Below are 20,384 nucleotides of genomic sequence, written 5' to 3'. Positions count from 1 at the left end.
TCAGCGGTCCTTGAGCAAGGCCAGTACCGCCTCGGCCGCCTGGTTGGAGGCGTCACGGCGCAGGGTGCGGTGAATTTCGTCGAAACGTTCGGTCTGCTGGCTGCCATCGCGCACCAGCGGCGCGAGGGTGTTGGCCAGGGCATCGCTGGTGGCGGCGTCCTGCAACAGTTCAGGCACCAGTTCGCGCTGGGCGAGCAGGTTCGGCAATGACACGTAAGGGCTCTTGACCAGGCGCTTGAGGATCCAGTAGGTCAAGGGCGCCAAACGGTAGGCTACCACCATGGGGCGCTTGTACAGCAACGCTTCGAGGGTGGCGGTACCCGAGGCGATCAAGACCGCATCACAGGCTGCCAGCGCCTGGTGCGACTGGCCATCGAGCAGGGTCAGCGGCAGTACCCGGCCTTCGAGCATGTGTTCAACCTGGGCACGACGCGCGGCGTTGGCGCAGGGCAGCACGAAGTGCACGCCCGGTACCTGCTGCTGCAGACGCTCGGCAGCGTCAAGGAACAACGCCCCCAGGCGCCCTACTTCGCCGCCCCGGCTGCCGGGCATCAGCGCAACCACCGGGCCCGCGCCCAGGCCAAGCGCAGCACGTGCTGCAAGGCGGTCGGCTTGCAGGGGTATGGTGTCGGCCAGCGGATGACCGACAAAACGCACCGGCACGCCCTGCTCTTCATAGAACCGCGCCTCGAACGGCAGCAGCGTCAGCATCAGGTCGCAGCCTTCGCGAATTTTCAGCACGCGCTTCTGCCGCCAGGCCCAGACCGACGGGCTGACGTAATGCACGGTCTTGATCCCGACCTGACGCAGTTTCAGTTCGATGTTGAGGGTGAAGTCAGGGGCGTCAATGCCGATGAAGACATCGGGCTTTGCGTCGATCAGTGTCTGGATCAGCAGCTTGCGGCGCTTGAGCAGCTCGCGCAGGCGCCCCAGCACTTCGACCAGGCCCATGACCGCCAGGCGCTCCATGGGGAAGTACGATTGCAGGCCTTCGGCTTCCATCAAAGGGCCGCCAACACCAATGAAACGTACATCGGGGTGGCGCGCCTTGAGGGCACGCATCAAACCTGAACCAAGGATATCGCCGCTGGCCTCACCCGCGACCAAGGCTACGCAAAGCGGGGCCATGTCAGCGGGTGATGCCGCGGGCGGAGTTCACGATCGACTGACGGAACAGTTCGACCTCAGGGTGCTTCGCAGCCATCTCGGCCAGCTCCTTGAGCGCGTCTTCGACGGTCAGGCTCTGACGATAGACAATCTTGTAGCAACGACGCAGTACGTGAATCACCTCGTCGCTGAAACCGCGGCGGCGCATGCCTTCGAAGTTCATGCTGCGGGCTTCGGCCGGGCTGCCGAACACGGTGACGAAGGCCGGGACGTCCTTGCCGATTGCCGTGCCCATGCCGGAAAACGCGTGGGCACCGATATGACAATACTGATGCACCAGGGTGTAGCCGGACAGGATCGCCCAGTCCCCCACATGCACATGGCCTGCCAGGGCCGTGTTATTGACCAGGATGCAGTGGTTGCCGATGACGCTGTCGTGGCCGATGTGGGCATAAGCCATGATCAGGTTATGGTCGCCCACGGTGGTTTCCGCACGGTCCTGAACGGTGCCGCGGTGAATGGTCACCCCTTCGCGGAACACATTGTGATCACCGATCACCAGGCGCGTCGGCTCCCCCTTGTACTTGAGGTCCGGGGTATCTTCGCCGATGGAGGAAAACTGAAAGATACGGTTGTGCTTGCCGATACGGGTCGGCCCTTTGAGCACAACATGCGGGCCGATAACGGTACCCTCCCCGATTTCCACATCGGGGCCAACGATCGACCAAGGGCCGACCTCGACACCATCGGCCAGCTTGGCCGACGGATCGATAATGGCCCGAGGATCAATCGAATTCATAGGGAGCGTTCCGCGCATGTGATCTGTGCCGAGCAAACCGGCTTGCCGTCCACCAGAGCGCGGCATTCGAATTTCCAGATCATGCTCTTGCGGCTCAGGAACTTGGCTTCCAGCACCAACTGGTCACCCGGCAGTACCGGCTGACGGAAACGCAGCTTGTCGGAACCGACGAAGTAATACAGGGTGCCATCAGCCGGCTTGGCATCGAGCATCTTGAAACCGAGGATGCCTGCCGCCTGGGCCATGGCTTCGATGATCAAAACGCCCGGCATGATCGGGTGCGCCGGGAAATGGCCGTTGAAGAACGGCTCGTTGATGCTGACATTCTTGTAGGCACGAATGCTCTGGGCCTCGAAGTCCAAATCCGTCACCCGGTCCACCAGCAGGAACGGGTAACGGTGAGGCAGGTATTCGCGAATCTCGTTGATGTCCATCATTTCGGGGGGGAAGCCTGTAATAAGAATAGGGAGCGCAGGTGCTGAACACACGCTCCTTTAGCAATCCAAAGAGGAGCCAGCTAGCGACTGTTCACTCTTGCTCAGGGAATGGTATCAGCCTTCTGATGTCGGCAGGCCACCTGAGGTCACGGTATCGACGCGTTTTTCCAGCTGCTGGAGGCGCTTGGCCATGTCATCAAGCTGGCGGATACGCGCAGCGCTCTTGCGCCAGTCAGCCAAAGGCTGCATGGCAGTGCCGGATGAATAGGAACCGGGTTCAGTGATCGAACGGGTTACCATTGTCATCCCGGAAATAAATACGTTATCGCAAATATCAATGTGCCCTACCAGGCCCACGCCCCCGGCCAGCATGCAATGCTTGCCGATACGCGTACTGCCGGAAATGCCCACACAAGCGGCCATGGCCGTATGGTCACCAATCTGCACGTTGTGGGCGATCTGGATCTGGTTGTCGAGCTTGACCCCGTCACCGATTCGCGTGTCGGACAGCGCACCACGGTCGACGGCAGTATTGACGCCGATTTCCACGTCATCACCAATGGTGACGCCACCGATCTGGGCGATCTTGCGCCAGATACCCTTCTCATTGGCAAAGCCGAAGCCCTCGCCGCCGATCACAGCACCCGACTGGATGACCACGCGCTTGCCGATGACGACGTCGTGATACAACGTAACACGCGGCGCCAGCCAGCCCCCTTCACCTACAACGCAACGTGCACCGACGAAGCAATGCGCGCCGATGCTGACATCAGCCTCGATGCGCGCACCGCTTTCGATCACCGCGAACGGGCCGATACTGGCGCTTGCGTCCACCTGCGCGTCCCCAGCCACCACGGCGCTGGGATGGATTCCCGCCACAGCCTTGGGTTTGGGGTCGAACAGGTGGGAAATACGCGCATACGCCTGGTACGGGTCGGCCACAATCAGGGCATTGCCAGCGAAGCTTTCGGCATCCGCAGCCTTGAGCAATACCGCACCCGCCTGGCAGTTATCCAGGTACTTGCGGTACTGCGGGTTGGCGAGGAAGCTCAATTGACCGGGGCCAGCCTCCTGCAAGGTGGCCAGCCCGGTAATCTGCAATGCCTCGGGCCCCTTGAGGGTGGCACCGAGGGCCTCGGCCAGCTGGCCTAGCGTCATGGTCACACTCATATCAACGGGCTTGGTTCATGCGCTCGATGACCTGGCGGGTGATGTCGTACTGAGGCTTGACATCGATGACCGCGCCACGCTCGAGGACCAGGTCGAAACCGCCTTTCTTGATCACTTCCTCGACAGCGCCATCCAGCTTCGGCTTCAGTTGCTTGAGCATGTCGCGATCAGCAACGGCCTTGGCTTCGTTCAGCTCCTTGGACTGGAACTGGAAGTCACGGGCCTTTTGCTTGAACTCGAGCTCCAGGCGCTCACGCTCCTGCTGCTGCATCTTGTCACCGCCTTTGATCAGGCGGTCCTGGATGCCCTTGGCGCTGCTTTCGAGGCTTTTCAGCTTGGTCAGTTGCGGGCCGAACTTCTTCTCGGCATCAACCGCGTATTTCTTGGCGGCATCCGACTCGAGCAGTGCCATCTGATAGTTCAGGACGGCAACCTTCATTTCGGCGAATGCCGGGGTGGCGACCAGCGCCGCGGCCACTACGGCCAGTTGAGCCAATTTACGCACGATGCACTCCTGGATAAACCGTTGTCGTTAAGCAAGGGCCGACCTTAGAAGGTCTGGCCCAGAGAGAATTGGAACACCTGGGTATCGGCATCGTCCGGCTTCTTGACCGGCATTGCCAAGCTGAAGCTCAACGGGCCCAGTGCGGTAATCCAGGTCACACCCAGGCCGACCGAACTGGCCATACCCGAGAAGCCGACCTTTTCGCAATCAGGTTTGTTGCCGCAGTTGGTGTCGAACACGTTACCCACGTCCCAGAACACGGAGGTGCGCAGCGAACGCTGGTCCTTGACGAACGGCAGCGGGAACAACAGCTCGACACCGCCCTGTACCAGCACGTTGCCACCGAACGGCAGCGGATCCTGATCCGGGTCACGGATGGTGCCAGGTTTACCGCCTTCGTCTGCACCTTTACTCGGCGTGCTACGCGGGCCCAGGCTGCTGTCCTTGAAGCCGCGCACGGAGTTGAAGCCACCTGCGAAGTAGTTCTCGTAGAACGGCAGGCCCGAAGTGCTGCCATAACCATCACCATAGCCCAGCTCGGTGTGCAGGCGCAGGGTGTAGTCGTTGTTGATCGGCTGGAACAACTGGCCACGGTAGTCCAGCTTGAAGAACGACAAGTCGCTGCCAGGAATGGTGGATTCCAGGGTCAGGCTTTGCGAGTGACCACGGGTGGCCAGCACGCCTTTGTTCAGGGTCGACTCGGACCAGCCAATCGATGCCTTGAAGTTCAGGAAGTTTTCGCCCTCCTGATCGAGGAAGTCGAAGATCTCGTCAACGGTGTACTTGCCGGTCTTGATCTTGTCCTGCTGCACGCTCAGGCCGTATGTCAGGCGCGAGGTCTCGCTGATCGGGTAGCCCAGGCTGACGCCTGCACCCAGGCTGTCCACTGCGTAGCTGGCCACGTCGACGTCGAGGTCGTCGTAGTTGGTGCTGCGGTAGAAGGCGTTGTAACCCAGGCTGACGCCATCGGCAGTGAAGTAGGGGTCCACGAAGCCGAAGTTGTAGCGGGTCTGATATTCCGAGCGGGTCAGGCCGATGGACACCTTGTTACCGGTACCGAGGAAGTTGCTCTGGCTGATCGAACCCCCGAGGATCAGGCCGGCGCTCTNCCGATGGACACCTTGTTACCGGTACCGAGGAAGTTGCTCTGGCTGATCGAACCCCCGAGGATCAGGCCGGCGCTCTGGGCGAAACCGACGCTGGCGGTGATCGAGCCGGAGGCTTGCTCTTCGACGCTGTAGTTGACGTCGACCTGGTCGTCAGTACCTGGTACTGGCGGGGTCTCGACGTTGACTTCCTTGAAGAAGCCCAGGCGCTCCAGACGGGTCTTGGACTGGTCGATCAGGTAGGTCGAAGCCCAGCCACCTTCCATCTGGCGCATTTCGCGGCGCAGCACTTCGTCTTCGGTCTTGGTGTTGCCGCGGTAGTTGATGCGGTTGACGTAGGCACGCTTGCCCGGGTCGACCACGAACATGATGTCGACCGTGTGGTCCTGGTCGTTGGGCTGCGGCACGCCGTTGACGTTGGCGAAGGTGTAGCCTTCGTTACCCAGGCGGCGGGTGATCAGCTCGGACGTGGTGGTCATCACCTTGCGCGAGAACACCTGGCCCGGCTGCACCAGCAACAGCGACTTGACCTGGTCTTCTGGCACTTTCAGGTCACCGGACAGCTTCACGTCGCGAACGGTGTACTTCTCGCCTTCGTTGATGTTGACGGTGATGTAGACGTGTTTCTTGTCCGGCGTGATGGACACCTGGGTGGAGGCGATGTCCATGTTGATGTAGCCGCGGTCCAGGTAGTAGGAACGCAGGCGCTCCAGGTCACCGGACAGTTTTTCGCGGGCATACTTGTCGTCGTTCTTGAAGAACGACAGCCAGTTGGTGGTCTTCAGCTCGAACAACTGGCCCAGGGTTTCATCATCGAACACGTTGTTGCCAACGATGTTGATGTGCTGGATGGCAGCAACGGTGCCTTCGTTGATCTTGATCTTCAGTGCCACACGGTTGCGCGGCTGCGGCACCACTTCGGCGTCAACCTCGGCCGAGTAGCGGCCTTGGGCCACGTACTGGCGCTGCAGCTCGTTACGCACACCTTCGAGGGTGGCGCGCTGGAAGATCTCGCCTTCGGCCAGGCCCGATTGCTTCAGGCCCTTCATCAGGTCGTCGGTGCTGATGGCCTTGTTGCCTTCGATCTCGATGCTTGACACCGACGGGCGCTCCACCACGTTGATGATCAGCACATTGCCATCGCGGTTCAGCTGGATGTCCTGAAAGAAGCCGGTCTTGAACAGGGAACGGGTCGAGTCCACCAGGCGGCGATCATCGGCCTGGTCGCCGACGTTCAGCGGCAAGGCACCGAAAACACTGCCAGCGGANTCGAGTCCACCAGGCGGCGATCATCGGCCTGGTCGCCGACGTTCAGCGGCAAGGCACCGAAAACACTGCCAGCGGAAACCCGCTGCAGGCCGTTGACGCGGATGTCGGCGATCCTGAAAGCGGAGGCATGGGCCAGCGAGGCTTTCAGCAACAGGATGGAGAGCAACAGGCGCGGGTAGTTCATCAGGGGTTCCAGACAAGCGGATTCGAAGGGGAGCAAGCGCGGGCAACCCGCTGGCAGCGGGCGATGAGGATACGGGCGGGCTGTGTACGGCGCGGTTAGCCAAGGGTAAAGATGTGTAAAGTCCGACCAGCCGGCGGTGACAGTACTGGCCGGCGGGGCGATCATTACAGCCCCTGAAATTGCGATGTCTGGCCCCGATGATCCCTGTGCTGCTGGTCGACGACGACTGCGAACTGACTGAAATGCTCTCTTTGTACCTGGCGCGCGAAGGCTTCCAGGCCACGGCGGTGGCCACGGGTGAAGAGGGCGAGACCCAGGCATTGTCCGGTCACTTCCAGGTGGTGGTGCTGGACGTGATGCTGCCGGGTATTTCTGGCATCGAAGTGCTGCGGCGCGTGCGTGCGCGCAGCCAGGTGCCGGTGCTGCTGCTGACCGCGCGTGGCGACAATATCGACCGTATTGCCGGCCTTGAGCTTGGGGCTGATGACTATGTTCCCAAGCCCAGCTCCCCAGGTGAACTGGTTGCACGCCTGCGGGCGATACTGCGCCGGGTGCAGCCGCAACCGACAGGCGAGGGCAGTGCGCCCGAACAGGTGCGCACGGGCGCATTGAAGCTGTGGCCAGGACGTCGTGAAGCGCATTGGGGCCAAGCCACGCTGGAGCTGACGGGCTCGGAATTCAGCCTGCTCGAAGCGTTGGCTCGCCAGGCTGGTCAGTTGGTCAGCAAGCAGGACCTGTCCCTCAATGCCCTGGGGCGGCCGTTGACCCGTTATGACCGGCGCATCGACGTGCACGTCAGCAGCATTCGGCAAAAGCTCGGCCCGCGGGCCGATGGCAGCAGCTGGATCCAGAGCGTGCGTGGCATGGGCTACATGCTGATTGTCGAATGATGCGTCGGCGTCTGTTCTGGAAGCTGTTCCTGGCGTTCTGGCTGGCCAACTGTCTGACCTTCCTGGTGGGGGCGGGGGCCTTCATGCTCAATGACTGGCGCGGTGATACCCCGGCGCTGCGTTCGCTGCTGGCCACAGAACTGCAGTTACTGCAGCGTTACGGCGAGCAGGCCGGTCGGCAACTGCTGGAGGTGTCACCGCAGCCGCCGGATGTGCGAGTGGGCCTATATGACAGCCAGGGCCAGCTGCTGGCGGGCAGGGCGGTGCCGGTGTCGCGTTTCGAGCAGGCGTTGAGCGACCGAGAAGGCCGCCCGTTGGTGTTGCGTGCGTCGGTGGCTACGGCGCTAGGCGAGCCGCCGCGCCCGCGTGGCATGGGCCCGTTGGTGACCGGCACGCTGATGAGTGCGTTGTTTGCCTTTCTGTGCAGCCTTTACCTGACTCGCCCATTGGCCTGGTTGCGTGAAGCCATGGGGCAGGTGGCCCAAGGCAGGTTCGATGTGCGTGTAAAACCCAGGTTGGGCAAACGGCGCGACGAGATCGTCGAACTGGCCGGGGACTGCGACCGCATGGCCGGCCAGCTCAAGGCCCTGGTACAGGCGCAGCAGAACCTGCTGCACGATATTTCCCACGAACTGCGTTCTCCGCTGACCCGCATGCATGCCGCCATCGGCCTGATGCGTCAGCAGCCTGACCGACACGACATGCTGCAGCGGGTGGAGCGCGAATCACGGCGCATGGACGACCTGATCGAGCAACTGCTGACCCTGGCCCGCGCCCAGGCTCGGCAGGGCGACGGCGCCTTTGCCAGTGTAGATGTGACAGAGTTGCTGGCGCAGATCGTTGAAGACGCCCGTTTTGAAGCGGGCATGAAGCGGTGCCAGGTAACGTTGCAAGCCCAAGGGGCGTTTCTCATCCTGGGGCATGAAGAGCTGCTGTACCGGGCGTTCGAGAACATCATCCGCAACGCTGTTCGCTATACCGCCGTCGGCACAGAAGTGTTGGTGAGCGCTGTGTTGGCGCCGGGCGGGCAATGGCTTCAGGTCAGTGTCAGCGACCACGGTCCGGGGGTAGACCCGGCCCGTCTGAAGCGTATCTTCGAGCCGTTCGACCGCGGCACCGACAGTAGCGACGATGGCTTTGGCCTGGGCCTGGCGATTGCCCAGCGGGCCATTGTCCTGCATGGCGGCAGCATTACCGCGCTGGCCGCAACCAGCGGCGGCCTGCGCGTGCGCATCGAGCTGCCGCAAAACCGCCCTACTTGAAGCCGGTCACGGCATGGGGAACGTAAGGGGCCTGCAAGCGCGCCACCTCGGTCTCGCTCAGCTGCAGTGACAACGCGCCCAGTGCATCGTCCAGATGGGCGGGCTTCGAGGCCCCGACGATAGGGGCGCTAACGCCGGTCTTGCCCAGTACCCAGGCCAGCGCAACCTGGGCCATCGGCACACCCCGTTCGCCAGCGATCTGTTCGACGACATCGATCACTCGGCCGTCCTCCACCTCGGTCTTTTCGTAGAACGACTGGCCGGATACATCGCTGCGGGTGCGTGCTGTCTGCTGCCCGTGCGGCCGGGTCAGGCGCCCGCGGGCCATCGGGCTCCAGGGCATCAGCCCCACCCCCTGGTCCAGGCACAGTGGGATCATCTCGCGCTCTTCCTCCCGGTAGATCAGGTTGAGGTAGTTCTGCATCGACACAAAACGGCTCCAGCCGTTGCTGACCGCTACCTGCTGTGCCTTGGCGAACTGCCAGGCGTACATCGATGAAGCACCGATGTAGCGTGCCTTGCCGGCCTTGACCACGTCATGCAGGGCTTCCATGGTCTCCTCGATGGGGGTGTGGTAGTCCCAGCGGTGGATCTGGTACAGGTCGACGTAGTCGGTACCCAGGCGGGTGAGGCTGGCGTCGATGCTGGCCATGATCGCCTTGCGCGACAAGCCTTGCTCATTGGGCCGGCTGGCGCCTTCCCACATGTTGGCAGGGAAGAACACCTTGGTGGCAATCACGGTTTCTTCCCGGCGGGTGAATGCCTTCAACAGTTTTCCGACGATGATTTCCGAGGTGCCGGCAGAATAGCTGTTGGCAGTGTCGAAGAAGTTGATGCCTTGCTCTACGGCATGGCGAATGATGGGGCGGCTGGCGGCTTCGCCCAAGGTCCAGGGATGCGTGCCGGCGTCGGGTTCGCCGAAGGTCATGCAGCCCAGACACAGCCTGGAAATGTCCAGCCCGGTGTTACCCAGCTTTACGTATTGCATCGTTTTCTCCTTCGGGGGGCGTTAGTGATGGGGGGAGACTAACGCTGGCCCGCCTGCGCGAAAATTCCGCATTAGTGCACGTGCATTACGCAAAAATTCACAAGCGTAGCAGTGGCCGCACCTGTTGCTGAAGGAAGTCGGTAACGGCCTTGATCCGTGGGGTGGCGCGCACGTCTTCATGGACTGCCTGCCAGATTTCGATGCTCATGGTCTGTTCGGCGCTGCCGGCGTCCTTCAGGCCGTGCTCCTGCGCCATGAACGCCGGCAGGCAGGCGATGCCGATGCCGCCGGCACAGGCCTGAGCCTGGATGCGCAGGTCATTGCTGCGCAGTGCGAACGGCTGCTGGCCGGCCTGGCGGTTCAGCCATTGCTGTTGCGGTGAGTTGGCCTGGGATTCGTCGTAACCGATGTAGCGTCGTGCCGCTGCACTGGCCAAGTAGCCGGGCGAGGCGTACAACCGGTAGTCCAGGTGGCCCAGAAGGCTGGCCACCAGGGTCGGTTCTGTCGGCCTGGCCAGGGTGATGCTGATGTCAGCTTCGCGGCGGGCCAGAGATGCCTTTGATTTGCTGCCCACCAGCTTCAGGCGCAACCGTGGGTAGCGCTGGTACAGCTCGCCCAGGCGTCGGGCGACGATGCTGCCGAGCAGTGCCGGTGGTGCCGACAGCACCACCTCGCCTTCCACCGCCTGTTGGCCGGCGCTGGCGAAATGTTCTAGGGCGAAGGAGGACAGGGTCATTTGCTCGGCAAGTTCGGCAACGCGTCGGCCTTCGTCGGTGAGCACATAGGCGCGGGGGCGCCGGTCAACCAGCTTGAGCTTGAGCGAGGCTTCGAGCGAAGCGATGCGCCGGGCCACGGTGGCGTGGTCGACGCCCAAGGCCTTGGCGGCGGCGGACAGCGAACCGGCCGAGGTGAAGGCAGAGAAATGACGCAGGTCTTCCCAATCGAACATGAAGGGCTCGGCAGTGGCTTGTGTGAAGGGGGTAGGGTAGCGGTTTCGGGGGGGCACTGTAGATTGCGGCGGGTTGGAGATTTTGGGGCTGCTTTGCAGCCCCACGTGGCTGGCCTCAGTGGCCGCCTTTCATGCGTCGTGCCACCAGATAGATGCCCAGCCCAACCAGCGCAGTTGCCGCGCCGATATAGCCAGTGCTGGTCCAGCCCAGGCCCGCAGTAATCGCCATGCCACCCAGCCATGGCCCCAGCGCATTGGCCAGGTTGAACGCTGCATGGTTCGACGCAGCTGCCAGGCTAGGCGCTTCATGGGCAATGTCCATCAGGCGGATCTGCAATGGCGCTGCCAGTGCGATCATGGTACCCACCAGGCCGATGCCCAACAGCAGGCTCCACAGTGCCTGGGCGGCAATGGTGAAGAACAGCAGCACGGCGATCGACCACACCAGCACCAGCCCCACGGCGCGGAACTGCAGGCGGTCGAACAGTTTGCCGCCGGCAATGTTGCCGACGATGCCGCCCACCCCGAACGCCGCAAGGCCGAACGGAATCCACTGGGGCGATACCTGGGTCACCTGCAGCATGGTCGGCGCCAGGTAGCTGAATACCGTAAACATGCCGGCAAAGCCGATCGACGCGATGGCCAGCGCCATCCACACCTGCGGGAGGGTGAAGGCTTGCAGTTCCTTGCGTGGGTCGCTGCGCACTTCGTCGTGGCGCTGGGGCACAAAGCGCCATACCAGGGCGATGGTGCACAGCGCGATGGCGCCAACCAGCACGAACGCTGAACGCCAGCCAAAGTACTGGCCCAGATACGTGGCTAGCGGGTTGCCCAGCAGCATGGCCAAGGTCAGGCCCATCATCACCCGTGCAACGGCACCCGCTCGGTGGTCCTTGGCCACCATGCTGGATGCCACCACTGCGGCAATGCCGAAGTAGGCGCCGTGGGGCAGGCCGCTGATAAAGCGGAAGGCAACCAGGCTGCTGAACGAAGGGGCGAAAGCGGTAGCCAGGTTGCCAAGGGCGTACAGTGCCATCAGCAGCAGCAACATGTGCTTGCGCAGCAGCCGCGCACCCAGAATCGCGAGTGTCGGGGCGCCAACCATCACCCCCAGTGCGTAGGCACTGATGGCATGCCCCACCTGGGGCTCACTCAATTGCAGGTTGTTGGCAATGTCGGGCATCAGGCCCATGATGGCGAATTCGCCGGTGCCGATGGCAAAGCTGCCCAGCGCCATGGCGGCTTCCATCTTCGCGACGGTGCCTTTACCGGGGAGAGGGGGTATTTGCGGAACTGACATCTGTATCCCTTTTGAAACATGCTGAAACGTTCAAGGCGGGATCATAGTCAATATTTGCCGGCAACGTCGAGGAACCTGAGCAGCTTGTGGGGGCATCGGCGGCCTGGCTGGGGAGCGTTTAAACGGTCAGCTTCTTGCTGAACTTGGTTTCCATGACAATGTGCGAAGCCGTGTGCGTAACCCCCTTGATCATGTTGATGCGGGTCAGCTCGGCATTGAGCTCGCCCAGCGTATGGGTGGTCAGGTGGATAATGAAGTCCATCTCGCCCGACACCGCATACACCGCCTGCACCGCGTCCATTTTGCGCAGGGTGGTCATCACATCGGTGTAGCTCTTGTTGCTGCACGAGGTCATGGTGAAGCAGTTGATCACCTGCTGCAGCTTGTCCTGGTCGATTCGCACACTGTAGCCGGTGATCACCCCGGCGTTTTCCAGGCGGTTGATGCGCTCCTGTACCGCCGAGCGAGACACGCCCAGCTTGCGCGCCAGCGAGGCGGTGGGCTCACGGGCGTTGGCCTGCAGCAGCCCGAGCAGTTGCCGGTCCTTCTCAGTCAGTTTGAACAGCGCGCCGGGTGGGAGGGCGTCCATGGTGGTTCCTGGTGTTTGTTCTAGTTGTGGTACTGCGCGCGGGCTTCCTGGAACCTGTCCATCAGCTTCAGCCCGGCATACACCGTTTGCGCCGCAGCGGGTCCGAACGGCCCGCCATTCCATTCCAGGCCATAGGCGTCGAACAGGCGGTAGCGGTCGGTTTCGCCACAGATTGCTTCGCTGACAACCCGGGCGCCCACAGGTGCGGTGTTCATACCATGGCCCCCAAATGAAGTACAAGCCCACAGCCCTGGACCGAGGGGGCCGATGTGCGGCATTTTGTGGCGGGCGTAACCCATCAGCCCGGACCAGGCCTTGGCGATTTTCAAACCCTGCAACTGTGGATACACGCTGAGGATGTCACGGGTCAGCAACTGACCCAGGCGCTGTTCGTCCTGCAGGTTGCGCGTGGTGATATGGCCGCCCCACAGCAGGCGGTCACCCTCGACGATGCGGTAGTAGTCGGAGGCGCGGCGGTTGTCGCCGACTGCGTCCGTGGTACGTACTACGTCACGCAGGCGCTCACCCAGGTGTTCGGTCAGCACCACATAAGTGGCAATCGGCAGGAACGCCCGGCGCAGCTGGCCGAACTCCGGGCCGCCGTAGCCACCGCAGCAGTACACCACATCGGCACAGGTCACCGCGCCGTCGGCGGTGATCACGCGATGACTGCCGGCTCTGCGCTCTACCCGCAGCATCGGCGACTGTTCGTGGATGCGACCACCGGCCAGCTCGACCAGCTCGGCCAGGCCCAGGCAGTAGTTCAGTGGGTGGAAGTGAAAACCATGGCTGTCCCGCAACCCCTGGAAGTAGCGGTCGGTGTTCAGACGGCTGCGCAGTGCCTGTGTATCCAGGTATTCCAGGTTGAAATCGAAGTCGCGGGCCATACGGTCGCGGGTGCGCTGCAGGTTGTCGGCGTCGTCGTAGCGCACCACGCTCAGCTTGCCGGTGGTGGCGGCGCAGCCTGGCAACTGGTGGCGGGCGATGGTGTCGCGGACGATATCGACGCCCTCCAGCGATAGCCGGAACAAGGCGGCGGCGGTCTGCTTGCCGCAACGCCGCTCGATCGCCGACAGCCCCTCGGACCACCCCTGCAACACAAAGCCGCCATTGCGCCCAGAGGCGCCCCATGCCACCCGTGCCGCCTCCAGCAACACCACCGAGCGCCCACGCGCCAGCAGCTCGCGGGCCACGCTCAGGCCTGCCAGGCCGCCGCCAATCACGCATGCATCTGCCCGGGTCTCACCGGTCAACCCGGCTCGCTGGGGGGCAGGGCGCATGGTCCCGGTATAGTAGTTGTTGCTGTAGCTGGCCATCGGCTGGGTCATCCTTTTACGGGGCGCTGCAGGTTTTGCGGGCATGGGGGGGCCGTACGCCCTTCAAGTCAAGGGCGCAGGCTTGCGGGTAATGGCGTTACTGCACTTGTGTAAGGTCGGCGCCGTACCATTTTTCCGACAGCTGTTTAAGCGTGCCGTCGGCCTTCATGTCGTCGATGGCCTTGGCCAGTTCAGCGTTGAAGGCGTCGTCGCCCTTGTCGGTGGCGATGGCCAGGGGCTCGTAGTAGGCGGGCTTGCCCTGCACCGGGGCAACCGGGTAACCGGCCTTGATCGCGCCCATGATGGTTGGCAGTGCAGACAGGGTGGCATCCAGGCGGGTGCCGTTGCCTATGCGCAGGTCGTCCAGCGGGCCCATGCTGTCGCCGTAGGTTTGCACGTTGCCCGGCTCCACGCTGTAGCTGAACGCGGGCACGTCCGCGGCGTCGATTTTCAGCCGACGGTTGATATAGTCCTCGGACGTGGTGCCAGCTTCAACGCCGATGGTCTTGCCATTGAGGTCAGCCGCGCTGGCGCCGGCGGCGTCCTTGTGCACCGCGAACACATACGGGGTGTAGTAGTAAATGGCCGGAAAGTCGAGCACCCGCCCCCGCTCGGTGGTGGGTGTCATCGAGCCGACTGACAGGTCCCAGCGGCTTGCCCAGCGCCCCGCGGTGATGATGCCGTATTCCGGGGTGACAAACGCCACCTTGGCGCCCAGGCGCTTGCCAATCTCGTTGGCCACATCAATGTCGAAGCCCTTGAGGGTGTTGTCCTCGCCAAGAAATGACTGCGGTGGCCAGTTGGCGGCTGTGGCCACTTTCATGACCTTGCTCTGGTGGATACGATCGAGCGTGGCGCCGGCCCACGCGGCGCCTGTCATCAAGGTCAGGCAGCCGGCAACGGCGGTAAGGGCAAACAAGCGAGCGACTGGGTTCATACGGAAAGTCTCCGGGCATGCAATTGTTGTTGTGGTATTGGCACAGCGGTAGACACAGGCTCAGTGGCTGAGGATTTGCGAGAGAAACTCCCTGGCGCGCGCATGGCCAGGGTTGTCGAAGAACGCGTCGGGCCGGCCTTGTTCGATTACCTGGCCTTGGTCCATGAAGATGATGCGGTCGGCCACCCGGCGGGCGAAGCCCATTTCGTGGGTAACGCAAAGCATGGTGATGCCGTCCTTGGCCAGCTCGCCCATTACGTCGAGCACCTCTTTGACCATTTCCGGGTCCAACGCCGAGGTCGGTTCGTCGAACAGCATGATGCGCGGCTTCATGCACAGCGCACGAGCAATGGCCACACGTTGTTGCTGGCCGCCGGAAAGCTGCCCGGGGAACTTGTCGGCCTGGCTGGCGATACGCACCCGGTCCAGATACTCCAGCGCCAGGGCGCGGGCCTCTGGCGCGCTGAGCTTGCTGACCAGGCGCGGGCCGAGCACCAGGTTTTCCAGCACGGTCAGGTGCGGGAACAGGTTGAACTGCTGGAACACCATGCCCACCTGGCGACGGATGGCGGCGACGCTTGCCGCATCACGGTTCAGTGGGTTGCCGGCGATTTGCACCTGACCTTTCTGGAAGTCTTCCAGCAGGTTCAGGCACCGGATCAACGTGGATTTGCCCGAGCCGGAAGGCCCACAGACCACCACGATTTCGCCGCTGGCGATCTCCAGGTCAATGCCCTTGAGCACATGAAACTCGCCGTACCATTTCTGCAAGCCGCGAATTGACACGGCGGCCTGGCCGGCAGCGGGGGTAAAAGGCTGGTTCATCAGGGGGTTCCTCGATCAACGGTGGGCGCGGTCGAAACGTTTTTCCAGGCGCGATTGCACGCTTTCGAGCAGGATCGACAGCACCCAGTACAAGACGGCAGCGGTGATCAGCATTTCCAAGTGGCGGAACTCCGCACGGCCCTGGGTGCGGGCGAGGAACATCAGCTCCCATACACCGATCACTGACACCAGCGAGCTGTCTTTGAGCATGGAGATGAACTGGTTGCCGGTAGGTGGAATGATCAGCCGCATCGACTGCGGCAGGATCACCCGGGTCATGGCCTGGAAGGGCGTCAGGCCGATCGCCCGCGACGCTTCCCATTGCCCGCGCGGGATGCTGCTGATACCGGCGCGGAAGATTTCCGTCATGTAAGCGCCGTAGCACAGCGACAACGCCAGGATGCCTGCCGGCACGGCGCCCACCACATAGCCGAGCTGGGGGATGCCGAGGTAGATCAGGTAGATCTGGATCAGTAGCGGCACACCGCGGAAGAACGAGGTGTAGAAGCTGGCAATGGCGATGGCGAAACCGTTGGACGACAGCCGGGCAGTAGCCCCCAGCAGCGCCAGAACAAAGGCGATGGCGATGGAGAGGGTGGACACGTAGACGGTGGTGAACACCCCTTGGGTGATCATGAAGCCGACCTTGCTGGCGATGAAACTGTAAGACAGGTCGAAGGTGTCGAAGAACAGCAGGAACAGCAGCAACAGCTCACACCAGACCGTGATCACCTGGGCCCGTAACGGAAAACGGCCAAGGATGAACAGGTTCAGTACCAGGGTCACCGCCAAGGTGCCGGCCACTGCGGCGTTACGCAGCAGCGGTGCCTGCAGGTCGAGTACGATCGGGCCCATCAGCCGGGCGAGGCTACCGTCACCCACGCCACAGAGCAGGGCGGTGGCGAATATCACAGCGGCGACCAAACCCATGAATGCCGGTTTATCGGTCGCACGCGGTTTGACGATGTGGTCTCTGTACATGGGGTCGTGCCTCACGGAGCTGGGCTCGTTTGTTGTTGTGGGGTCATTGTAGGGAGGCGAAGCGCAGGCAAGAACCTGTGGAATCGCAACAAATATCAAATTTGTTTTGGCAATTACGGAGGTTGCACCCTGACATCTGCCAGTGAATGCCCACCAGATTGCTACCGGGCCACAAGCGTGCGTACAAATGTACTCCACCCGTTTTTTAAGCTGTCTACTGCGCGCATAACTGAAATGCCGGGATGTTGTGGCAAGCCATACGCCTGCTCTTTTAGACTGCCACCTGCGTGCGCCGACATCCGGCCCGCTTGGTGGATAAGGCTGCTGTCGTGAATGCTGGCGTACGTTTTCCCGGGCCCTTGGGTATTTTCTGGCTGGGCCTGCTGCAAATCCTGGTGTGGGGTGGTTCGTTCTTCCTCCTGGCGGTGATGGGCAAGCCAATCCTGCACGAGACCGGCTGGGACAGCGGCTGGGTGTATGGGGCGCTGTCGCTGGCCCTGATGGTGTCGGCGTTGTTGGCGCCGCTGTGCAGCCGCCTGGTGGCGCGCTATGGCGGGCGCTGGCAACTGGCCGCCAGCGGCGCGGTAGTGGGGCTGGGCTTGCTGGTGGTTGCCAACTGCCACAGCCTGCAGGTATTCCTGCTGGCCTGGGTGATCATTGGCGCGGGGATGGCAATGGGGCTTTACGAAGCACTATTTGCCACCCTCGGTGCCCTGTATGCCGAACGGGCGGGACGGGCGATTACGGGCATCACCCTGATTTCAGGGTTTGCCACTACCGTGACCTGGCCGGTACTCGCCCTCGCCATCGAGCAACTGGGCTGGCGCACGGCCTGCATGGCTTATGCGTTGGTGCTGATCGTTGCCGTGGCGCCGCTGTACCTCTGGGTGTTGCCGGCAGGCCAGCCCCGGCAGAAGGCCCAGAGCATGACGGCGGTGGCAGATCAGCCCGTGCACCGCCGCCTTTACTGGCTGCTGACCGCAATCTTCGCCATTGGCGCGATCATCATGACTGCCGTTTCAGTGCAACTGGTGGCGGTCCTGCAGGGCCAGGGCCATTCGCTGGCGGCTGCCATTGGCCTGAGTGCCTTGCTTGGGCCAAGCCAGGTGGCCTCGCGGGTGCTGCAGATCATCGCCGGCAAGCGCCACCCGATATGGACTGCGCTGGTATCATCAGTGCTGGTTGCTGTAGGTCTGACGCTGGTGGCCGTGGCGCCGGGGATGACCGCGCTGGGCCTGCTGCTGTATGGCTGTGGCAATGGTCTGCGCGCCATTGTCAGGGGGCTGCTGCCGCTGGCCCTGATGCCGCCTGCCCAGTATGTTGCGCTGATGGGCAAGATGTCGCGCCCATCATTGATTGGCCAGGCACTGACGCCCTTGGTGGGCGGTTATCTGTTCCAGCACTTCGGCGCGACGGGGGTACTGGCAACGCTCTCGGCCCTGGCATTGACCAGTGTCGTGCTGGTGTTGCTGGTGGTGCATGGCCTCCCGCGGCAAACGGCGTGATCAGGCGCCACTCATTTGGCTAGCAAGGACGAAAACGATGTCGGATGCACCACGTAACCCGTTGCTTATCGATGGGCCGGCCGGCCAGATCGAGCTGCTGATCGACTACTCTGCCGGGCCGCCCAAGGGGGTGGTGCTGGTCAGTCACCCACAACCGCTGCTGGGCGGTAGCCCGCGCCATATCGTGCCGCTGACCCTGGCGCGGCAGCTGTGCGCAGCCGGTTGGCAGGTGGTGCGGCCGAGTTTCCGTGGGGTAGGGCAGACCCAAGGTGCGCACGACGAGGGTATCGGCGAAGCGCAAGACTGCATCGCGGTCATCCGTCACTTCAGACGGGAGTTGCCTGCGCTACCGGTAGCCCTGGTCGGGTTTTCTTTTGGTGCTTATGTGTTCGCCCGTGTGGCCTGTGCGCTTGAAGGGCAGTTGCAGGCAGTGGCGTTGCTGGGGCTGCCGGTGGGTGATGTACCGGGCGGGCGATATTACGAGCCATTGCCGGTGCCTGCGGATTGCCTGCTGCTGCATGGCGAACAGGATGAAATGGCGCCGCTGGCCAACCTGTTGCAATGGGCTGGCCCGGGGCAACGGGCGGTGTTGGTTTATGCAGGTGCCAACCACTTTTTCAAGGGCTGCCTGGGGCGGGCGGCTGAGCAGGTGATCGCCCATCTGGCGTTGAAAACTGCGCTCCCATAGGCACTGGCGCGTCGGTCTGGCACCGGCTTTGCCGGTGTTCGCGGCTAAAGCCGCTCCCACAGGGACCGTATGTGCCCAACATCTGCGCTGTACCTGTGGGAGCGGCTTTAGCCGCGAAAGGGCCGGAACAGGCGAGCCTCACCGCTCCAGGTAATTCATCTGCGCAGCAAAGTCGATGAACCGCTTGCTGGCCAGCGACAGGTATTCCCCCGAGCGCCAACACAATCTGAAGCTCATCAGCTGCGCCGGCCGGAACGGCACCCCGACGATACCCGGCGTGCGCTGCTGGACCGAGCGCAGCAGGGTTGCCACGCCCATGTTGTCCAGCGCGGCCTGCACCACCAGTGAGACGAAGTTGCTCTGCAACGCCACTTGGTAAGTAATCCCGTGTTCGGCGAAGAAGGCGTCCAGTAGGTGACGTTGAACGAACGTGCGGTCGAACACGACCATGTCGGTATTGCGCAGGTCTTGCGCCGTGAGGAAGGCTTTGCCGGCATAAGGGTGGTCGGGGTGCATACACGCCAGCATCTCGTCACTGCCCAGCAGAATCGATTCCTTGTCGGGCGGCACTCGCCTGGACTCCAGCAGTGCCAGGTCGATTTCCCGTTGCTCCAGACGATGGCCAATGTCCTCGGCACTGCCTTCGAATACGGTCATGGCAATGCCTGGATACAGCTGGCGGAAGGCGTTCATCAACCCGGGTACATAGTGCAGGCCGAACATGGGCGGGATGCCCAGGCGCACTTCGCCGCGTTTCAGGTCGGCCATGTCGCGCAGTTCTTGCCGGGCGACATCCATCTCGCGCAACGCCGACGCAATGCGTGGCAGGAACTGTTCGCCCTCGGCGGTCAGGATGACTTTGCGCGTGGTGCGGTTGAACAGGGTCACGCCCAGCTCTTCTTCCAGACGGGTGACGGCCATGCTCAGCGCCGGCTGGGCAATGTGCAAATGCTGCGCAGCCTTGGTGAAGCTGCCCTGGCGTACGATCTCGACGCAGCAGCGCAATGCCTTGAGGTTCATTGAGGGGCTCTACCATTCATAACGAACTGTGATGCTAAGCATCATAACAATATATTTATTATTATTAACCAGAGGGCCTACGATGCGCGCCACTGAGACATCCTGCAACATCTCAGTCACGCAGCGAAATAAAGCTGCAATCCCACAAAGATTTTGAGGTAGTACCCCAAATGGCCAAGGCCGCCGATGTCGTTGTGCAATGCCTGGAAAACGAAGGTGTCGAGTATGTGTTCGGCATTCCCGGTGAGGAAAACCTCGACCTGCTCGAATCCCTGCGCAAGTCGAAGATCAAGCTGGTACTGACCCGCCATGAGCAGTCTGCAGGCTTCATGGCTGCCACCTACGGCCGCCTGACTGGCAAGACCGGCGTCAGCCTGTCCACCCTCGGCCCCGGCGCCACCAACCTGGTCACCGCCAGCGCCTACGCCTACCTGGGCGGCATGCCGATGATGATGATCACCGGCCAGAAGCCGATCAAGAAGTCCAAGCAGGGCCGTTTCCAGATCATTGACGTGTGCGGCATGATGGACCCCATCACCAAGTACACCCACCAGTTT

19 protein-coding genes and 1 pseudogene are annotated in these 20,384 nt (G+C 62.4%); 5 read left to right on the top strand and 15 right to left on the bottom strand.

The features are described 5' to 3' along the window. The 6 genes and pseudogenes from lpxB to bamA all read right to left on the bottom strand — a co-directional run bounded on the left by lpxB (window position 1) and on the right by bamA (window position 6,577). Window positions 1–1,128: a lipid-A-disaccharide synthase gene (gene lpxB, locus ACK1VC_RS24965; protein ID WP_023048360.1), complete on the bottom strand. Its 1,128-nt coding sequence runs from the start codon at window positions 1,126–1,128 to the stop codon at window positions 1–3. A 1-nt stretch (window position 1,129) separates the two neighbouring features. After that, window positions 1,130–1,906, bottom strand: coding sequence for an acyl-ACP--UDP-N-acetylglucosamine O-acyltransferase (gene lpxA / locus ACK1VC_RS24960; protein ID WP_016485216.1), 777 nt, complete (start codon window positions 1,904–1,906; stop codon window positions 1,130–1,132). After that, window positions 1,903–2,343, bottom strand: coding sequence for a 3-hydroxyacyl-ACP dehydratase FabZ (gene fabZ, locus ACK1VC_RS24955; protein WP_008094893.1), 441 nt, complete (start codon window positions 2,341–2,343; stop codon window positions 1,903–1,905). The genes lpxA and fabZ overlap by 4 nt, the downstream gene beginning before the upstream one ends. A gap of 114 nt (window positions 2,344–2,457) precedes the next feature. After that, a complete protein-coding gene (gene lpxD / locus ACK1VC_RS24950; protein WP_016485215.1) occupies window positions 2,458–3,513 on the bottom strand; it encodes a UDP-3-O-(3-hydroxymyristoyl)glucosamine N-acyltransferase in 1,056 nt (351 codons plus the stop codon). A gap of 1 nt (window position 3,514) precedes the next feature. After that, window positions 3,515–4,018, bottom strand: coding sequence for an OmpH family outer membrane protein (locus ACK1VC_RS24945; protein ID WP_012270843.1), 504 nt, complete (start codon window positions 4,016–4,018; stop codon window positions 3,515–3,517). A 44-nt stretch (window positions 4,019–4,062) separates the two neighbouring features. Continuing rightward, window positions 4,063–6,577: pseudogene (bamA, locus tag ACK1VC_RS24940) on the bottom strand (outer membrane protein assembly factor BamA). Between the two features lie 197 nt (window positions 6,578–6,774). Between bamA and ACK1VC_RS24935 the strand changes: the two are divergent. Then, window positions 6,775–7,467 carry a response regulator transcription factor gene (locus ACK1VC_RS24935; RefSeq protein WP_095117303.1) on the top strand — a complete coding sequence of 231 codons (693 nt, stop codon included), beginning with the start codon at window positions 6,775–6,777 and terminating at the stop codon, window positions 7,465–7,467. Continuing rightward, window positions 7,464–8,729, top strand: a complete 1,266-nt coding sequence (locus ACK1VC_RS24930; RefSeq protein WP_191087705.1) for a sensor histidine kinase — start codon at window positions 7,464–7,466, stop codon at window positions 8,727–8,729. The genes ACK1VC_RS24935 and ACK1VC_RS24930 overlap by 4 nt, the downstream gene beginning before the upstream one ends. Here the strand turns inward: ACK1VC_RS24930 and ACK1VC_RS24925 are convergent. From ACK1VC_RS24925 to ACK1VC_RS24890, 8 genes are all read right to left on the bottom strand, one after another. Beyond that, on the bottom strand, window positions 8,722–9,717 hold the full coding sequence (locus ACK1VC_RS24925; RefSeq protein WP_191087706.1) for an aldo/keto reductase: 996 nt from the start codon (window positions 9,715–9,717) through the stop codon (window positions 8,722–8,724). The two genes, ACK1VC_RS24930 and ACK1VC_RS24925, sit on opposite strands and share 8 nt — an antisense overlap. A gap of 97 nt (window positions 9,718–9,814) precedes the next feature. Next, window positions 9,815–10,666: a LysR family transcriptional regulator gene (locus tag ACK1VC_RS24920; RefSeq protein WP_016486785.1), complete on the bottom strand. Its 852-nt coding sequence runs from the start codon at window positions 10,664–10,666 to the stop codon at window positions 9,815–9,817. 115 nt (window positions 10,667–10,781) lie between these two features. Further along, window positions 10,782–11,966, bottom strand: coding sequence for an MFS transporter (locus ACK1VC_RS24915; protein WP_173857514.1), 1,185 nt, complete (start codon window positions 11,964–11,966; stop codon window positions 10,782–10,784). A 118-nt stretch (window positions 11,967–12,084) separates the two neighbouring features. Next, a complete protein-coding gene (locus tag ACK1VC_RS24910) occupies window positions 12,085–12,555 on the bottom strand; it encodes an Lrp/AsnC family transcriptional regulator (protein ID WP_016486787.1) in 471 nt (156 codons plus the stop codon). Window positions 12,556–12,575: 20 nt separating this feature from the next. Next, window positions 12,576–13,871 (bottom strand): NAD(P)/FAD-dependent oxidoreductase, encoded by a 1,296-nt coding sequence (locus ACK1VC_RS24905; RefSeq protein ID WP_016486788.1) that lies wholly within the window; start codon window positions 13,869–13,871, stop codon window positions 12,576–12,578. Between the two features lie 97 nt (window positions 13,872–13,968). Further along, window positions 13,969–14,808, bottom strand: a complete 840-nt coding sequence (locus tag ACK1VC_RS24900) for an ABC transporter substrate-binding protein (RefSeq protein ID WP_016486789.1) — start codon at window positions 14,806–14,808, stop codon at window positions 13,969–13,971. A gap of 60 nt (window positions 14,809–14,868) precedes the next feature. Beyond that, on the bottom strand, window positions 14,869–15,633 hold the full coding sequence (locus ACK1VC_RS24895; RefSeq protein WP_449118067.1) for an amino acid ABC transporter ATP-binding protein: 765 nt from the start codon (window positions 15,631–15,633) through the stop codon (window positions 14,869–14,871). 15 nt (window positions 15,634–15,648) lie between these two features. Further along, the gene (locus ACK1VC_RS24890; protein WP_096426058.1) at window positions 15,649–16,614 is read right to left on the bottom strand and encodes an amino acid ABC transporter permease; all 966 of its coding nucleotides are present in this window, start codon (window positions 16,612–16,614) and stop codon (window positions 15,649–15,651) included. Window positions 16,615–16,994: 380 nt separating this feature from the next. Between ACK1VC_RS24890 and ACK1VC_RS24885 the strand changes: the two genes are divergently transcribed. Then, complete coding sequence (locus tag ACK1VC_RS24885; protein ID WP_060519948.1) at window positions 16,995–18,119, top strand: MFS transporter; 1,125 nt, start codon at window positions 16,995–16,997, stop codon at window positions 18,117–18,119. Window positions 18,120–18,156: 37 nt separating this feature from the next. After that, window positions 18,157–18,807: an alpha/beta hydrolase gene (locus ACK1VC_RS24880; protein WP_060519945.1), complete on the top strand. Its 651-nt coding sequence runs from the start codon at window positions 18,157–18,159 to the stop codon at window positions 18,805–18,807. 138 nt (window positions 18,808–18,945) lie between these two features. On the opposite strand, the gene ACK1VC_RS24875 is transcribed toward ACK1VC_RS24880, so the two are convergent. Further along, complete coding sequence (locus ACK1VC_RS24875) at window positions 18,946–19,827, bottom strand: LysR family transcriptional regulator (RefSeq protein WP_016486794.1); 882 nt, start codon at window positions 19,825–19,827, stop codon at window positions 18,946–18,948. 170 nt (window positions 19,828–19,997) lie between these two features. Between ACK1VC_RS24875 and ACK1VC_RS24870 the strand changes: the two genes are divergently transcribed. Continuing rightward, window positions 19,998–20,384, top strand: a 387-nt coding sequence (locus tag ACK1VC_RS24870; protein WP_254612428.1) for a thiamine pyrophosphate-binding protein, incomplete at its 3' end; no start/stop codon positions are given.

The organism is Pseudomonas sp. XP2, assembly GCF_053557975.1.
The sequence above is the reverse complement of the archived record's forward strand: the minus strand, read 5'-3'. Positions and strand labels throughout refer to the sequence as shown.

Bases quoted from the DNA above. Each gene is read 5' to 3' on its own strand.
- ACK1VC_RS24915 (WP_173857514.1), bottom strand. From the start codon at position 11,966: ATGTCAGTTCCGCAAATACCCCCTCTCCCCGGTAAAGGCACCGTCGCG.
- lpxA (WP_016485216.1), bottom strand. From the start codon at position 1,906: ATGAATTCGATTGATCCTCGGGCCATTATCGATCCGTCGGCCAAGCTG.
- ACK1VC_RS24910 (WP_016486787.1), bottom strand. From the start codon at position 12,555: ATGGACGCCCTCCCACCCGGCGCGCTGTTCAAACTGACTGAGAAGGAC.
- ACK1VC_RS24930 (WP_191087705.1), top strand. From the start codon at position 7,464: ATGATGCGTCGGCGTCTGTTCTGGAAGCTGTTCCTGGCGTTCTGGCTG.
- fabZ (WP_008094893.1), bottom strand. From the start codon at position 2,343: ATGATGGACATCAACGAGATTCGCGAATACCTGCCTCACCGTTACCCG.
- ACK1VC_RS24890 (WP_096426058.1), bottom strand. From the start codon at position 16,614: ATGTACAGAGACCACATCGTCAAACCGCGTGCGACCGATAAACCGGCA.
- ACK1VC_RS24905 (WP_016486788.1), bottom strand. From the start codon at position 13,871: ATGGCCAGCTACAGCAACAACTACTATACCGGGACCATGCGCCCTGCC.
- ACK1VC_RS24935 (WP_095117303.1), top strand. From the start codon at position 6,775: ATGATCCCTGTGCTGCTGGTCGACGACGACTGCGAACTGACTGAAATG.
- ACK1VC_RS24920 (WP_016486785.1), bottom strand. From the start codon at position 10,666: ATGTTCGATTGGGAAGACCTGCGTCATTTCTCTGCCTTCACCTCGGCC.
- ACK1VC_RS24895 (WP_449118067.1), bottom strand. From the start codon at position 15,633: ATGAACCAGCCTTTTACCCCCGCTGCCGGCCAGGCCGCCGTGTCAATT.
- lpxD (WP_016485215.1), bottom strand. From the start codon at position 3,513: ATGAGTGTGACCATGACGCTAGGCCAGCTGGCCGAGGCCCTCGGTGCC.
- ACK1VC_RS24880 (WP_060519945.1), top strand. From the start codon at position 18,157: ATGTCGGATGCACCACGTAACCCGTTGCTTATCGATGGGCCGGCCGGC.
- ACK1VC_RS24875 (WP_016486794.1), bottom strand. From the start codon at position 19,827: ATGAACCTCAAGGCATTGCGCTGCTGCGTCGAGATCGTACGCCAGGGC.
- ACK1VC_RS24900 (WP_016486789.1), bottom strand. From the start codon at position 14,808: ATGAACCCAGTCGCTCGCTTGTTTGCCCTTACCGCCGTTGCCGGCTGC.
- ACK1VC_RS24925 (WP_191087706.1), bottom strand. From the start codon at position 9,717: ATGCAATACGTAAAGCTGGGTAACACCGGGCTGGACATTTCCAGGCTG.
- lpxB (WP_023048360.1), bottom strand. From the start codon at position 1,128: ATGGCCCCGCTTTGCGTAGCCTTGGTCGCGGGTGAGGCCAGCGGCGAT.